The following is a 15,867-nucleotide window of genomic DNA, read 5'->3' as shown; positions in this document are numbered from 1 at the left end:
TTTCATTTGTAAGCGATTACCAATTGAAGCATCTTAGTTAGCGAATAATTTGACGAATTTCGTCATCACAGGCTCCATGGAAGCTTGCAACTCTGACATTATGGAAGAAAGATGTACCATTGATTGGTTATCAGACACATTTTGCAAATAGCTAACTGCCGCCATCGATACTTCCGTGTTGACATTAATTTTGCAAATGCCTCTTTTTATCGTTTGCCTGATCATTTCATCGGGTGTTCCAGACCCCCCGTGAAGGACAAGCGGAATTTCAACAACTTCACGAATTTTCTCCAAAAGCGGAAGGTTAATATTAGGCTCCCCTTGATACATACCGTGTACCGTGCCAATCGCCGCTGCCAAGAAATCCACTCCTGTTGCTGCGACGAATTCTTTCGCGGATTGCGGATCTGTCAGGGTTCCATCTCCTTCTTCTTCGTCCGAAAAAGCGCCTCTTGCCAAGGATCCAATCTCAGCTTCCACCGATACGCCTGCCTGATGAGCAAGGTCTACGATTTCTTTTGTCCGTAAAATATTTTCATTAAGATCGTATTTGGATCCATCATACATCACCGATGTAAAACCATTCTCAATCGCCCGGATAATAGATTCCTTCTCATAAGCGTGATCTAAATGAAGCGAAACAGACACGCTAGCTTTGGAAGCTAGTGCTCGAACCATCGCAGCGAATCCTTCAACATCTACGGTTGGAAAATAGCGTTCCCCCAATGCGATAATAACTGGCTGATGTTCACGTTCTGCTACCTGTATAGCGGCTTGAACGGTTTCCAGATTAAATACATTAAAAGCGGCCACAGCATACTTTTTACTTTGGGCTTCTTTTAATACATCTTTGGTATTCACAAGCATCTTTATAGACCCCTTTCATTTCAATATACGCCCCCACAAATGCTAGCCTTCAATTTTCAGAACAGTCTCCAGCAGTGTTGTATCGCTTCCTACGTTACCCGGAAACACGATATATGGAATGCCTGAGAATTTAGCTTCTTCACCCGTGAGCCAAACTGGAATCCCCGCTGCAGCCTGTCCAATGACTCTCGCTTTACGAATGCCAAGTCCTTTGGTGGCGACATCGCTTGAGGTGATTCCTCCTTTTGCAATGATGAATTTAGGTACAATATCTAAGGAACTCACAATTTTAACCAGTGATTCAGATACAGTTTGGCTGATGTTTAAATTTCCATCCGAGGTTTGGGCGGCAACCAGTTTGCGGCTACTGAATACAACCACATTTTGTCCTCTGGCAATGTGTTCATTCACTTTCGAAATGAGCCGCTTCGATTCATCTGCTTTTTCAGTCGGATTTAAAATTTTATTTACATCCATTTCCAGTGAAATAATATCAGTACCTGCAAGCAATTTCTCCAATTGGCGTGTTGTCTTTTGCACATGGGAGCCGACCACCACAAGTCCTCCGTGTGATTCTTGCCCTTTGGCCACAAGCTTTTCTTTCGGTAAAATATCTTGATCTGCTATGCCCCCGTAAGATTTTACAAAAGAGGCTGCCGTTCGAAAAATGTACTTCTTGCCTTTGTTCTCAGCTTGCAATAGCGCTAAGGATAGGACATCCAGATCAGCGTAGGATAAACAATCTACAATAACCGGAACATTCCCATTAACCTGTAACAGCATTTCTTCAACTGCATCCGGCCCGCGGCGCACCTGTTCGAGCGTGATCACTACGCAATCTTCAGGCTTAATTCGTCCATTCGTTTTTTCTGCAACCCACTGCGTTAAATCACTATGCTCATAGCCAAAGACCTTATCTTTGGCAAACTCTGTCTCGTGAACAGGAAGCAGCGCGTCGCCTTCTTTTAGGTAGTGGGTGTTGTGATAAGTCATACGGCCTGCTTCAAAAAAAGCCGGGATAATCAAATGCCCATCATATTCAAGTCCTGTCATTCGACGAATCTCATCAGTTAGCGTATCGGTTTCCAATGGATAATACCCGCGCAATGTAGAGTCGCCTCTGCTGACGAAGACGAAGTCGATTCCCGTCTCACTTGCTACAGCCTGTACATTTTGGGCAATTTCACGATTGATCCTTTCCGCTTCGGCCGCTTGATAGGCGCGTGTGTTGGTTAATATATAGAAAACTGTTTCCGGATTATTAAAAGCTTCACGTAATAATTCCTTGTCCCACTGCGTCAATACGTCAATGTCGTGTACCGTTTGAACTCCTGTCGGATCATCGTCCAGCACGATAATCTTCTTGTTGCAGGATTGATTGATTTGATTGATTTGCCCACGAAGATCGCTGCCTTTCCATTCCGGGGGCAATTGCGATTCAAGGAATGAGACACTTATTATACTCGTACTCATCTCTTACGCCCTCCTTACTTCAACTTGTGCAAGTTTTTCATAATACTGAACAATACCGCCATGATCATGACTGGCTTTGCCATCGACTTTCAACGCGTGGAAAATTTCAAGAAGCTGGCTGGATAGCGGCAGTGGAACACCAATTGCGTGCGCTGTTTCCATGACATTGGTAATATCCTTAAGATTAATATCGATTCTGCCTCCGGCAACAAAATTTCTATCGAGGATCAACGGAACTTTTGCATCCAGTACAGCGCTTCCAGCAAGCCCGCCTCTGATCGCTTGATACATTTTATCGATATCAATTCCGGCTTTTGCAGCCAAAACAAGCGCTTCCGACATAGCAGCAATATTGAGATTTACGATAATTTGATTAGCTAATTTAGCTGTAGAGCCGCATCCGTTTCCGCCTACTAAGGTTACAGCGCTTCCCATGCTGAAAAGCACATCTTTCACGCTTTCATAAACTTCTTCCTTACCGCCTACCATAATGGCCAAGGTACCGTCTACAGCTTTAGGTTCTCCTCCGCTTACAGGCGCATCTAACATTTCAATCCCTTGTTTAGCCAGTTCACTTGCAATTTCATTGGAAACTACGGGAGAGATGGAACTCATATCAATCACTACCGTTCCTACTTTTGCACCTTTATGAATGCCGTTTTCTCCAAAAATAACACCTTTGACAATGTTCGCATTCGGAAGCATGGTAATAATTACGTCAACATTCTCCGCTACCTCTTGGGGAGTTGCAGCAGCAACAGCACCGGACTTAACAACTTGTTCTACAGCCTCTTTATTTAAATCGGTTACAGTTACATCGTATCCGGCTTTCAAAAGATTGATAGCCATTGGTTTTCCCATGATGCCTAAGCCTATAAACCCAATTTTTTTACTCATTTCTATTCCTCCTATTTGATTACGCTTTCACATGTCTGCCGCATAGCTTCTCATGAATGTTTTGACGAACATGTGTTTATGATAAAAATCAAAGCTATATTCCTTAACAGATGCAACGGGTTAACCTGTCATGCAACACCGAATGTATTCAATTGATTTATAAATTGTATACAATTTTGTTTATTTCGGATACGAATATCTTAATATTATTTTAAATAAAGTGCTAGTCTATACTTTTTCGAAAAAAAGTTGTATAGTAATTATTTTAGTTTAAGATTTTGGGCCTGCGAAGAGGTGGACAATTTGGCCAAGAACAATGAAAAATCTCGTCCTGCTTACAACCAATCCTATGAAATTATTCGTGATATGATCTTAAAAGGCGAAATTCCTCGCGGAACCAAAATTGTTGAGGAAAAGCTTGCTTCTGAATTAGGAGTTAGCCGGACCCCGATACGGGAATCCATACGTAAATTGGAGCAAGAAGGACTTATAGCAAATAAAATGGTCATTAATCCTTCTGAGAAGGATTTGAGAAATACGTTTCAGGTACGTATGTTGTTAGAAGGATACTCTGCTCGAAGTGCTGCAACTTATCTTCCCGAAAGCGAATTACAGTCTCTTCTTGAGTGTGTCAGGATTGGCCGTACAGGGGCATTGGAAGACATTATGAAGGCTAATGAGAAATTTCACGAGATCATCGTACAGGCAAGTAACAATCCGTTCATGATTGATATTATTGATCGTATGCAATCCATCATCTATCTTTTTCGTCGTACCGTTGTCTACTACAACCGGCCCTTCTTAATTGATGAACATGAGAATATCTATGAGGCCATTAAAGCAAGAGATGGAGACCAAGCAGAAGTTTTGATGAAACAACATTTACAAGCGGATTTAGATTTTTGCTTGCACTTAATTTGCTAATAAATCATTGTAAATGACCTGAGGCTTTGCCTCAGGTCCATTTGTCTATTGCATACTTTTGGAGCAGGGGGGAGGAGATTGGGTATGGGGTTCCGGCCGCTTCTTCCACTTTTTGTTGAAATAGAAGCTTCTGGAGGCTCTTATTGCCCATCGATTAACCAGTTTTTGTCGAAATAGAAGCTTCTAGAGGCTCTTATTTGCGCGGAGTGCTCCGTTTGCGCTGTATTCGGCATCAAATAAGAGTCTCTGGAGACTCTTATTTCCCACAATTAGCCGCTTTTTGTTGAAATAGAAGCTTCTAGGGGCTCTTATTTGCGCGGAATGCTCCGTATGCGCTGTGTTCGGCATCAAATAAGAGTCTCTGGAGACTCTTATTGCCCACAATTAGCCGCTTTTTGTTGAAATAGAAGCTTCTAGGGGCTCTTATTTGCGCGGAATGCTCCGTATTGCTGTGTTCGGCATCAAATAAGAGTCTCTGGAGACTCTTATTGCCCACAATTAGCCGCTTTTTGTTGAAATAGAAGCTTCTAGGGGCTCTTATTTTCAAATGTGTGAGCCTTACTCCGGCCGATCCAATGAGATTTATCATGAAGACGTTAAGAAGCTTCGAGCTCCTGCAATCTCAGGAGCTGCATTGGTACAGCGACGAAGATGATCAACGTCGCCGCTGCAACAATGCCGGAGTCGTTAAGCAGCAGCGCTGCGATGGCTCCGACCATATTGGCCGAGAACCCGTACATCCAGTACGGATATTTGTGCTGCCACAAGCGAAAACGGCCGCGGGGACGGAGCACAAGGACAGCCATCACGAAGAGGCTGGTGATGAGCACTTTGCTCCAGGCGGATGCACGAAGCAAGTGCACGTTCATCCGCAGCTTGCGTTCGATCAGCAGTCCGATCTGATCGAAGTGCCCGGCGTGCAGCGCGTGAAACGCACGCCCGACATGACTCTCCCGCGCGAATGCCGCGGGAGAATCGGCGCTGTTGAGCAGCCACAGCGCCCCAAGACCCAGCGCGAGCAGCGCCGACAGCAGGGCTGCGCCCCTGCCTAGGCGCAGCTCGCGCCAGCGTTCGCCGGCGAAGCAATGCGCGCCGGCTACGCCGAAGGCGACCGCGGCGCTCAAGGCGCCGCCCGCGTTCGCGCCGAGTGACGGTGCCGCCAGGCAGGCCGTCACGAGCAAGAACGCCCCGCACGCGAGCAGCGCGGCGGCCGGTGAAACCGCCGCAACTCCGAGGCGCGGTGATGCCTCAATCTTCCCGCTCCCAACAAGGAGCGGCTCAATACCAAGCCCGCCGCCGCGCAGCGCGGGCTCTACACCCCCATGACTGCGCTGCAAAGCCGCCGTCACGCCAAGAACGAGGGCGCCGATCAAGACGCCCATGTACTCATTCCCGATGCCGTAGTAGCGGGCGCCGATCATCGGATCATATCCCAGAATGGAATACTTCATGGCATGGGCCCCTGTACTGCCATCCAGCGTTATGATCAACGCGTTCCCAAGACCGAGCCAGATCATGGCTGTGGATAGGCGGCATTTTTCCATAACAGCAGAAATAAGCAGCGTGCACACATTAAAAATGGCAATCAGCGCCCGCATCGTTCCTTCTATCCCTATTTTGGTTGTCAGAGGAACAACCAACCAGCCCATCAACAGCATAACAGCAGGCGCCGTGAGCAACGAGAAAAGCAGCGTACGCACACTCCTGCGCCAAGGTACTGCCCTTCCTTCGAGATATCCAGGGTCTGCCTGTTTTTTTTTAATTCCACAAACCATACATCAAACTCAAGAGCAATGCGAGCATTTCATAAGTAACAAAAGGATATAGCATTAGCGGCCTACTGCGGTAAATCATCTGCATGCTGCTCTGTTCCCTGACAAGCCCAGCAAGTACATCATTTTTCCCCATATAGGATAAAGGAATGCCCATCAGCCCAATCGGCACCGGGATGTTGAACTCTTTTAGCAGCGAACTTGTGAAATCTTGCGCCGTGACGACACCTTGCCTGCGAGTAGATTCCGAAACTAATATTGCTCCTCTGCTATCGGTCGTGTAATGAAGAATAGGAGTTAGATAGGCTTTGGCTCTAGCCGCCTCACTATTCACTTCCGGAGAGAAGATCCACAAGCTTTCCTCCTCCTTCATTCCTGTCATCACTTGCCCTATCCATTGGTCCATCTCCCTCAAGACTTGCCCTTTCAACTGTGTGAAACGTTCCTCATTGTAATGCTCTTGATCCATGTAAAGTCTGTACAAATCACCTAATTCGATTAGTGTTATGCCGGGCAGCATCCTTTTTTCCCACAAAGAACGTAATTGTGCATAATTAGTGCTAATGCCGTACGGTCTATCCACAGCCACAGTTATGACGTCATCTCCGAGTGCACCTTTGTCCACAAAACCATTGGAATCCATCAGCATGAGCGGACTGTATCGCCGCAATTTCTTTTCTTCGATGCCAGTTCTCTTCCCCAAGTCACTGCTTCCCAGCACAGCACGAAAAACACCATACTCCTTCAACAATTCCCCTAGGGTGCCTGTTCCATAGCCTTGGTTCTCATTAGCTCGCTGCAGCATCATGATGTCAGGCACCAGCACAGAGTCAGCCTCAATCGGTTTATTTTCCCCATAGTGACCTATGTAACGATTCATAAGTTCGGAAATACGAGTGCCTTGCTTTGTTTCCTTTGCTGCAAAAGCCTGCACTTCTGCGATTCCTACGGAAGGTGCTCCTGCTCCCAACGTGACATACACGTCTCTCATCGTTCGACTCGATGTACGAATGTTCATAGAACCGACTGCACTTAACTCCGTCAGCTTCCGTAAATGGGGCAGCTCCACAAGTTGATCGGGTCGGAGCTCTATGAACGATAAACCCGGTATCGAAACAACCGTTACGTGCTTGGACTTTACCTCGTTGTGGATGGATTGGTCGATACCAGCTTCTATTCCCTCCGCGCTTGTGGACAACTCTAACAATAAAGTCAAGATACCCACAAATATGCCTGCTATTTTTAGTTTCAAGTGTATTCACCCACTGTTTTTTCTTTTAGCATTTTCATCCAAGTGAAAAGCTATCCATTGCTGGATTGTTCCGATAATTTAAAGTGGGATGATTTTACGTTAATAACTTATCCACATCGTTATCCACAAAAAAAGAGAGGCAAAATTCGCCTCCCCCTGCGCTATTCCTTCGTTTTCCACAATCTTATCCACATTGTCCACAAAAAATTGTGAAAAAGTTATTCTTCTCCGTATTCTTTTAAAACCATTGGTAACCGTGGGTTTGCACTAGTTATGCACATTGTACACAGGGTATGTGAATAACTTTGCACACAAGCTGTGTATATATCTAAGTTTTCTTACAATTTGATATTGTGATGTCGTTTATCACGCCGTCGTGGCTTCTGTTGGAGCCGCTGCGCTATTTTGCATACGAATGGCTTGATTGCAGGCTGAGATAAAAGCTTTGGCTACCGCAACAAGCACATCCTGGTCAATACCTGTATTTTTGTAAGTTTGGCCGCCCACTGAGATGGTGACTTCCGCTTCTCCAGTTGCTTTTTCACCTGTGGATAACGAATGAAGCTCCAGATCGGAGAAATCCACAGCCATCGGAATCGCTTGTCTAAGGCACTGCACGATTGCTTCAATCGGACCTTCACCTGTCCCCGAATACACATTTTCAACACCTGTTTGATTGTTCTTTACCGAGACGGAGGCAACCCGATTGCGGTCACTGCTAGACACGACTTGCATATGTGTCAGTGTAAATGGCTCCATTTGCCCATCAACGGTAGATCCTACAAGTTCCATCAGCTGGTCGTCTGTCACCATTTTCTGGTCATCTGCTTTTTCTTTGAATCTGGTATAAAGTGTATCCAGTTCTTCTCCCGTAAGCTCAATGCCAAATTGTCCGACGCGATGTTTAAGCGCGTGACGTCCTGAATGCTTACCAAGAATGATCATGGACCGTGGAATGCCCAGCTTTTCCGGATCCATAATTTCGTAGGTGTTGCGATTTTTCAGCAGCCCATCTTGATGGATACCTGCTTCGTGCTGGAAAGCATTTCGGCCAACTATCGGCTTATTGTACGCAATTGGGAACCCCATGATGCGGCTGACCATTTTGGATGTGTTGAAAATTTCACTGGCTATAATCCCTGTTTCCACACCCATGGTTTGCTTGCGCGTCTCAATGGCCATAACGAGTTCTTCGAGAGAACAGTTGCCTGCGCGTTCCCCTACACCGTTAACGGTTACTTCCACATGTGTGACTCCTGCAGCAATAGCCGCTAGGCTGTTCGCGACAGCAAGACCCAAATCATTATGGCAATGCGCGCTGTACTCCACGGTGTCGCCTCCCCTTACACTTTGGCGCACTCTGCGGAACATAGCTCCGTATTCTTCTGGCAGCGCGTAGCCTACAGTGTCAGGGATGTTCAGTATGGTTGCTCCCTCAGCAATGACCGCCTCGAGCACTTCAAATAGGAATTCGTCCCCTGTTCGCGTTGCGTCCATCGGCGAGAATTCGATCCGATCAACGAATTGCTTCGTATAGGCGACCATGGAACGGGCCATCTCTACAACCTGTTGACGGGATTTGCGAAGTTGGAAATCCAGATGGATGTCCGACGAGGACAGGAACATGTGAATGCGTCTAGAAGCAGCATCCTGTGTGGCTTTCACCGCCGAGTCAATATCCGCTTTAACAGCTCGGGCGAAGCCGCAAATCTCTATGCTCTGCAGTTCACGTGAAATTTGCTGCACCGCCTGAAAATCGCCAGGACTTGATATCGGGAAGCCCGGCTCGATGGTATCCACACCCATTTTCGCTAGCTGCCTTGCGATACGGATCTTCTCTTCCGGATACAGTGAGGCTCCTGGCGCCTGTTCACCATCTCTTAGTGTCGTGTCAAAAATCCGAATACGTCGATTGTTGTTTGTGTTGTTGATTTCCATGGTTATTCCTCCTCAAGGTTGGGCCAGACGAGCCGGCGATTATCTTTAATGTTTGAAAATGAACATGAATCTTTCTACGACTGACTTATGTGTCTCCACGTGACTTTAGTGCTGTTTTTCATCGTTACAGAGACTTAATGAGATAAATCATTCTGCCACCTCAAAAAAACAACAAAAAGACCCGTCATCTCCACATAAGAGACGACGGGTCTTTACCCAGCGCGGTACCACTCTTGTTGGCTCCAAGTCACGGAGCCCACCTCAGACATAGCACAGCAAGACTACTGCTGACTATGTCACCCGATCACGGAGGTCATCCGTTCATCCCTAACAGCGTAAAATTAGCTGATCAGGATGACCGCTTCCAAGCGAGTTCGGGGCATTCACGGTCTGCGTCGCATCAACCCGCAGCTTTCTGTACCGTACAAGTGAGCCCTTACTACTCTTGTTCATCGCGTTTTTGTGTATGTTTCCTTACTACTCTTGTTCATCGCGTTTGTTATATGTTCATATTCCTACTTCGCATTTGTTCAAGTTCGCTTCAAGTTCCAGAACAACCAAAAAAGCCTGCCATCTCTATAAAAGAGACGACAGGCTTGAACCTTCCGCGGTACCACTCTAATTGATCCGAGCTGTTACACCCGAAACCACTCATGTACCTGATCACGGGGGTCAACCGTCAAGACCTACTTGGGTGCTGGATCCTTGGCATCCTTATCAGTCTTACCGCTCCCGGGCGAGTTCAGGTACTGTTTCGTCTGTGCTTTCACCAAGCGCACAGCTCTCTGAGCGAAACTACTGTTCCTTACTAATCCCGTTCGTTGCGTTTGAAAGTATTGATTGTGATTATAATATGCTGCTTTGGCAAAGTCAATACAGTTGTCAGAAAATTTATTTTATTGCCCTTACCACTCTTCTAGCTTGAGCTGAGGCTCTGCCTTCAGTTCCATGGAGTCGAATTCTTGCTTGTCCCACTTGAGGAAAGCGGCTGCGCCTATCATCGCAGCGTTGTCGGTGCAGAGGCCTAGCGGCGGAACGAGCAGCGGCACATTCAGCTGCTCGCAGCGCTCGGCGAGCCTGCTGCGCAGCCCTTTGTTCGCGGCAACACCGCCCGCGAGCAGCAGCTGTTTCGCGCCGTATTCACGCACGGCGCGGTCAGCCTTCTCCACAAGCACGTCGATGACGGAGGCTTGGAAGCCCTTGGCAATCTGCGCGACTTGTACGGCCTCGCCGCGCATCTTGCTTTGGTTGACGACGTTCAGCACAGCGGATTTCAATCCGCTGAAGCTGAAGTCGTAAGAGTCTGCCTCGAGCCATGAGCGAGGCATCTTGATCTCGGACTCGGCTTCCTGCGCAAGCCGATCCACGTGCGGTCCTCCCGGGTAAGGCAGGCCCATCGCCCGCGCGATTTTATCGTAGGCCTCGCCAGCCGCATCATCGCGCGTTCGCCCGATGATGCGGAATTGGCCCGGCCTCTCCATTAGAATCAACTCCGTGTGTCCGCCGGACACAACGAGCGAGATCAACGGATATTCGAGCTCATGCACAAGTTGATTCGCATAAATATGTCCCGCAATATGGTGAACACCAATCAACGGCAGGTCTAAGGCGCAGGCTAGCGCTTTGCCCGCAACGACGCCCACTAACAGGGCCCCGATTAATCCGGGTCCCTCGGTTACGGCAATCGCGGACAGCTCCTGCAGCGATACGCCTGCTTTCTCGACGGCTTCCTCCAGCATCCATGTGATCGACTCCACATGCTTACGGGAAGCCACCTCCGGCACCACACCGCCATAGCGTTTGGTGCGTTTCGATCTGGCTGGAAATCACATTGGAACGAATGATTTTACCATTTTCGACAATGGCTACGGAAGTTTCGTCACAGCTCGTTTCGATCGCCAAAATATAAACCGGCTTCATGACGGGAGCTTCCTTTTGCTGTTGTTCTGTTTTATTTTTTTGCTCTTGCCCTGCTTCTCTAGTCAAATTCGTCACCTATCCGAAAGCCTCAATTTTCGAGACTATCCTTTCTTCTCTTAGGCAAGTCCGCCCACATAATGACAGCATCCTCGCGATTATCCGTGTAGTACCCTCTACGCACGCCAACAGAGCGGAATCCGACTTTTTCGTACAAATTTTGCGCAACGTAGTTCGAGGCTCGAACCTCAAGTGTCATCCGAATAGCCCCTAAGAAAGCAGCTGTTTTCATAAGCTCCCGAAGCAAACGTTCCCCAAGCTTACGTCCTCTATACGTATCCCGAACTGCCACATTCGTGACATGCGCCTCTTCCATGATGAGCCACATACCGCCATACCCGGCGACCTCACCTTCGATATCCATAATCATATAATGAGCGAACTGATTGTTCGTTAATTCATTCTCGAATGCACCTTTTGTCCAAGGTGTCGTGAACGCTTCTTGCTCAATTTCACAAATAAAAGGGATGTCTTCCATTTGCATGGAACGGAACACCAACGAGTTTTCGGTTGTTTGCGGTTGTCGCTGCTCCATCATCAATGATCCCCTTTCTTCGTCTTAATCCCGGCCAGTAAATTGGCTTCGGCTTCCGGAAGTCTGGTGTAATTCGGGACAAACGTATGCACATCTGCCTTCTCCCCTTTAGCCAGCCTCGGATAGGCAAGTCTCCCTATATATTCAGCTTCAATGCCATAGGAAAGTATACGTACGACTCCGTCCCAATCCCGTGCGAATTGTTCAAGCTCTGCCTTGAAGCTCTCAGCTTCACCCACAAACAAAATCTCTTGGGGCCTTTGTTCTTGCGAAGATGAGGCTGCTAGCTTAACGATTTGCTCCGTCCAAGATCCAATGACTCGAATGCCATCAGGCAGAACTTCTTGCCAACTTGCTTCTAGCTCTCCACTAGCTATCATCGGAGAGGCACCCTCATAGGCATAGACTGCTGTGAAAGCCTGCTTACGCCTGCCATCCATGAGTGGAACCACCCAAATCGGCCCATTTCCGGTCGCACGCTGCTCCTTCATAGCACCACCAAGTGCCATTGCTTCTAAGCTGGACACACCAATGAGGTCCAAACTTAACGACCATGCGAATGTTTTGGCAACAGACACGGCAATACGAACCCCTGTATAAGAACCGGGACCTTGGCCCACAGCGACCGATTGAAGGTCCTTGGGTTTGAGATGTAAACGCGCAAGCAAATCTTGAATATGGGGAAGAAGCCCTATCGAGTGATTCCGTTCAGCGTAGGAGCTGACCTCGCCCAACATGTTTCCATTTTCCAAAATAGCAACTGTCATTGCAGATGTAGAGGTATCGATGGCTAAACATCGTCCTAAATTCATTGTCCGTTCTGTCATTGTAAATGTCCGTTCTCCTTCATTTGTACACACCAGCTCTGATACGGGGCTCCGTGCGGAGTCAGGTGAAATACTCTGGTTTGATCATTCTGATGGACAATCGTGATGGCTAGTCGCTCTGGCGGCAGTAGATCTTCAATTAAGCTTGACCATTCGATCAGCGTAACACCCGCTCCATAAAAATAATCGTCGAGTCCTAGTTCATCCGCTTCCTCTTGGGAAATGCGGTACATATCCATATGGTAGAAAGGAAGCTCGGCTCCCTCGTATTCTTTGATAATGGTAAATGTAGGCGAGTTGACGGTTTCGGTAATTCCCATCGCTCTGGCAAAGCCTTGCGAAAACCTCGTTTTTCCCGCACCTAGATCGCCATCTAGTGTAAAGACGGTGCCAGGCTGCAAATAGGCGGCCAGCAATCTCCCTAGTTTATCGGTATCTTCCTCATGCCTGGAGTTATACGTAAATGTGGATTGAGTCAGTGATCTCATCCCTTTCTTTCCGTTTGCGCGTGCTGCTCTTATTATAGTCCTCGCTAGCAGGCAACATCAACTCTGTAATTGAAAAAGCCCGCCCCGGAATAACTCGGAGCAGGCTTTTGCTGTTCTTTCACATCCACTAATGGACCTCTTCTAACTCTTTAACCGCCACGACCCGAGAATCGGCCGGGTTTTCTTCCGCATGAACTTTGGCAACTGCTTTGCCGGTATCCACACTGTCGATCCAGACTGGGAGGCCATTTAACTCGACGTGAATCTTCTCATCAGCGGCTAAAATTTCTTGAGCGCGATGAATGTTCATGGCTCATCCAATACGGATTCCGGATGATCCATCGTATCCGTCGTCGAGGATTCGATTAATCCATTGTGCATGGTGACGTTACCGCCTCCCAAGCCTTCGTTAATCATGCGGTCAATGTCCATGAAATGATCATCTTTGCCTTCATTGATCGTATCTTGGGATGCATTTGAATCTTGTGCCATCCGTGAATCCCTCCTTAGCATAGATTAGCTTCACTTCGCTTTTAACGTACCCACTCAGGGGGCAATCCATTCTCTTAAATCCCTACCGTATAAAGGAATTAAATCAAGAGAATACTAGTACAATCACGATTACCCAGGAGGAATCACGAGATGCATACGGTTTGGAAAGGTGCTATCAGCTTCGGACTTGTTCATGTGCCTGTGAAAATGTTTTCGGCTACGGAAGATAAAGATATCTCCATGCGTTACATACATAAAACTTGTATTACACCACTCTCCTATGTGCGTAAATGCCAGACTTGTGAGAAGGAAGTAGAGTGGGAGGAAATTTCCAAAGGATACGAGTATGAACCTGGACGTTTCGTTATTTTTGAGAAGGATGAATTGGAAAATATCTCGGGCGAAGCGAATAAAGAGATCAAGATTCTGGATTTCGTCAACTTGACAGATATTGATCCGGTTTATTTTCAAAAGACTTACTATCTTGGGCCTGGAGACACAGGGTCTGGCGCCTATCATTTGCTGCTGGATTCCATGCGTCAAACCGGCAAAATCGGCATAGCCAAAGTCTCAATCCGTTCCAAAAGCTCACTAGCCGCCATTCGAGTTATTGAGAACTGCCTCGCTATGGAAACTATTTTTTACCCGGATGAGATTCGTCCGATTTCTCAAGTTCCCAACCTTCCCGAGAAAGTCACCGTGAACGAGCGTGAAATGGAAATGGCGAAGATGCTCATCAGCCAGCTATCGACACCTTTTGAGCCTGAGAAATATAAAGATGAATACCGCGGCCGCTTACTGGAGGCAATCGAGCATAAGGTGGCTGGTGAAGAAGTGCAATCAGCCCCTGCGCTGCAGAAAACGAGCGTTATTGATCTCATGGCCGCGCTGCAAGCGAGTCTTGATGCCACGAAGCCGACGGATGGAAAAGTAGCGTTAGGTGAGGACGCTAGTGTCACTGAGGTCAAGAAGCCGAAAGCGAAACCGAGAGCCAAGAAAGTCAAAGAACCGGTAACGTGAAGTTGAATAGAACGCAAATAAAGCGCTGATTCTTGATATTCAAGGATTAGCGCTTTTGCTTTGTTATTGCTTGTTGGTACGTCCTACATATTCTGTGCGAAGGTGCAATCCGCTAGATCCATTTGAACGAAAGCTTGAATGCTGGGATGTCTCATCGTTCCGTGGGGAGTCCATTCAAGAAATTGGATTTTCGCCGTTAACTTGGGTTGGGTCCAAATGGCTTCTTTGCTCCGTTCAGGCTCGTTTATAAATGGCTTTTGAGGCGTCATCATCGGTTCAACGATCTTCGTTAATTGACGCCAATCTTCCCTGCTTAGTTTCCCAGTGCCGGCGTGACCTATATAAATAAAACGGCCTTCTTTGTCGTATAACCCCAGCATAATCGCATTGACAACTCCCGCTCTGGTCGTTACCCCGCCAATCACAGCATATAGGTCGCGGAAAATCTTCTTCTTCACCCAACGGCCGTCTTTCCCCCCAATGGCATAAGTACTTTTGAGATCCTTACATACAACCCCTTCCATGCCGTGCTCCTTCATAACATCGAAGAGTTTGTTTCCATCCGCAATGTTTTGCGTAATTTGAAATTGGGGTAAGGGGGTAATCACATCATGGAGGATCTTCTGTCTCTCTGATAATGGCCTATCCACGACCCACTTGTCATTGTACATGAGGATATCAAAAATCATATAAGTGATGGGCGTCTGCGTGACGGCTCTATCTATACTTTGGCTTTTTCGTAAAGATTCCCTCTTCATAATCTCGTGAAAGGCAGGCTTCTTTTGATCAAATGCTATGATTTCCCCGTCTAAAATGATGGAAGAAGCCGAACAGTATGTTTTTATTTCTAGCAGCTCGGGGTACTGCTTGGTACGGTCATTACATCTGCGATTCACTAACCGAACGTCATTTCCATCAAAATAAGTTAGCATTCTGACGCCGTCCCATTTTATCTGGGCCACCCAGTCACTGGATGTTGGAATCGTTTCTGTACTGATCGGCTCGAAAGGAAATACAGGCTTAAGCTCCATGTGGTTCTCCCATGTTTGATATGTTCTCTTCATTGTTGCCATTATTGAAAAAGAACAAACTAAAAATGATTACACCGTCTTTAAATTAAAATCATAAAATGATCAGCCATACGCCAGTTATCTTACTAGCTTCTATCAACTAATAGTGTCTGCTCCTAGACATGTTGTACTTTGTACAACAATAAGCAAGCTAATCCGCGTTATTCAAAGAATTGTTGCAGAAAGTACATCATTTCCTCCTAAAAGTAGCCTCATAGTGTGAAATATGGCTGAATTGTTGTACAACAAACTTTCTCCCGTAAGAAACCGATAAAAGCTAGAGTCACAAGCATCCTAATGCCCTTCTTCCTTAAAGTAGAGAACAAAGCCCATCT

Annotated in this window: 14 protein-coding genes, 1 pseudogene and 2 other annotated features; of the genes and pseudogenes, 2 read left to right on the top strand and 13 right to left on the bottom strand. The window is 47.0% G+C overall.

The genetic code is table 11. The features are described from left to right. Positions 1-33 precede the first annotated feature (33 nt). From QFZ77_RS09235 to garR, 3 genes are read right to left on the bottom strand one after another with little or no spacing between them, the layout of a single operon-like run. A complete protein-coding gene (locus QFZ77_RS09235) occupies positions 34-867 on the bottom strand; it encodes a class II fructose-bisphosphate aldolase (protein ID WP_307438723.1) in 834 nt (277 codons plus the stop codon). Between the two features lie 42 nt (positions 868-909). Next, positions 910-2,340, bottom strand: a complete 1,431-nt coding sequence (locus QFZ77_RS09230; protein WP_307438721.1) for a four-carbon acid sugar kinase family protein — start codon at positions 2,338-2,340, stop codon at positions 910-912. 3 nt (positions 2,341-2,343) lie between these two features. Further along, positions 2,344-3,237 carry a 2-hydroxy-3-oxopropionate reductase gene (garR, locus tag QFZ77_RS09225; RefSeq protein WP_307438720.1) on the bottom strand — a complete coding sequence of 298 codons (894 nt, stop codon included), beginning with the start codon at positions 3,235-3,237 and terminating at the stop codon, positions 2,344-2,346. Between the two features lie 303 nt (positions 3,238-3,540). Between garR and QFZ77_RS09220 the strand changes: the two genes are divergently transcribed. Beyond that, entirely contained in the window at positions 3,541-4,161 is a 621-nt protein-coding gene (locus QFZ77_RS09220; protein WP_307438718.1) for a GntR family transcriptional regulator, read from the top strand. Positions 4,162-4,757: 596 nt separating this feature from the next. Here QFZ77_RS09220 and QFZ77_RS09215 read toward each other — a convergent pair. The 9 genes and pseudogenes from QFZ77_RS09215 to QFZ77_RS09175 all read right to left on the bottom strand — a co-directional run bounded on the left by QFZ77_RS09215 (position 4,758) and on the right by QFZ77_RS09175 (position 13,442). Beyond that, entirely contained in the window at positions 4,758-5,861 is a 1,104-nt protein-coding gene (locus QFZ77_RS09215) for a hypothetical protein (RefSeq protein WP_307438716.1), read from the bottom strand. Positions 5,862-5,919: 58 nt separating this feature from the next. Next, positions 5,920-7,185: a hypothetical protein gene (locus QFZ77_RS09210; protein ID WP_307438713.1), complete on the bottom strand. Its 1,266-nt coding sequence runs from the start codon at positions 7,183-7,185 to the stop codon at positions 5,920-5,922. A 366-nt stretch (positions 7,186-7,551) separates the two neighbouring features. After that, positions 7,552-9,123: a 2-isopropylmalate synthase gene (locus QFZ77_RS09205; RefSeq protein WP_307438712.1), complete on the bottom strand. Its 1,572-nt coding sequence runs from the start codon at positions 9,121-9,123 to the stop codon at positions 7,552-7,554. A gap of 194 nt (positions 9,124-9,317) precedes the next feature. Next, positions 9,318-9,585, bottom strand: a binding site (T-box leader). Positions 9,586-9,703: 118 nt separating this feature from the next. After that, positions 9,704-9,954 (bottom strand) — a binding site (T-box leader). Between the two features lie 74 nt (positions 9,955-10,028). Further along, positions 10,029-11,043, bottom strand: a pseudogene (tsaD, locus tag QFZ77_RS09200) (tRNA (adenosine(37)-N6)-threonylcarbamoyltransferase complex transferase subunit TsaD). 88 nt (positions 11,044-11,131) lie between these two features. Next, on the bottom strand, positions 11,132-11,638 hold the full coding sequence (gene rimI / locus QFZ77_RS09195; RefSeq protein ID WP_373462578.1) for a ribosomal protein S18-alanine N-acetyltransferase: 507 nt from the start codon (positions 11,636-11,638) through the stop codon (positions 11,132-11,134). Then, entirely contained in the window at positions 11,638-12,462 is an 825-nt protein-coding gene (gene tsaB / locus QFZ77_RS09190) for a tRNA (adenosine(37)-N6)-threonylcarbamoyltransferase complex dimerization subunit type 1 TsaB (protein WP_307438710.1), read from the bottom strand. The genes rimI and tsaB overlap by 1 nt, the downstream gene beginning before the upstream one ends. Next, positions 12,459-12,950, bottom strand: a complete 492-nt coding sequence (gene tsaE / locus QFZ77_RS09185) for a tRNA (adenosine(37)-N6)-threonylcarbamoyltransferase complex ATPase subunit type 1 TsaE (protein WP_307438708.1) — start codon at positions 12,948-12,950, stop codon at positions 12,459-12,461. The genes tsaB and tsaE overlap by 4 nt, the downstream gene beginning before the upstream one ends. A 127-nt stretch (positions 12,951-13,077) precedes the next feature. Next, positions 13,078-13,260: an H-type small acid-soluble spore protein gene (locus QFZ77_RS09180; RefSeq protein ID WP_307438706.1), complete on the bottom strand. Its 183-nt coding sequence runs from the start codon at positions 13,258-13,260 to the stop codon at positions 13,078-13,080. Continuing rightward, positions 13,257-13,442 carry a hypothetical protein gene (locus tag QFZ77_RS09175; protein WP_047687243.1) on the bottom strand — a complete coding sequence of 62 codons (186 nt, stop codon included), beginning with the start codon at positions 13,440-13,442 and terminating at the stop codon, positions 13,257-13,259. Before QFZ77_RS09175 ends, QFZ77_RS09180 begins: the two co-directional genes overlap by 4 nt. A gap of 150 nt (positions 13,443-13,592) precedes the next feature. On the opposite strand from QFZ77_RS09175, the gene ku reads away from it, so the two are divergent. After that, positions 13,593-14,462 (top strand): non-homologous end joining protein Ku, encoded by an 870-nt coding sequence (gene ku, locus QFZ77_RS09170; RefSeq protein ID WP_307438702.1) that lies wholly within the window; start codon positions 13,593-13,595, stop codon positions 14,460-14,462. Positions 14,463-14,545: 83 nt separating this feature from the next. Here the strand turns inward: ku and QFZ77_RS09165 are convergent, their stop codons facing one another. Then, the gene (locus QFZ77_RS09165; RefSeq protein ID WP_307438699.1) at positions 14,546-15,493 is read right to left on the bottom strand and encodes an ATP-dependent DNA ligase; all 948 of its coding nucleotides are present in this window, start codon (positions 15,491-15,493) and stop codon (positions 14,546-14,548) included. Positions 15,494-15,867: the final 374 nt, after the last annotated feature.

The sequence above is a fragment of the Paenibacillus sp. V4I3 genome, from assembly GCF_030817215.1.
Taxonomy (GTDB): Bacteria; Bacillota; Bacilli; order Paenibacillales; family NBRC-103111; genus Paenibacillus_E.
The sequence above is the reverse complement of the archived record's forward strand: the minus strand, read 5'-3'. Positions and strand labels throughout refer to the sequence as shown.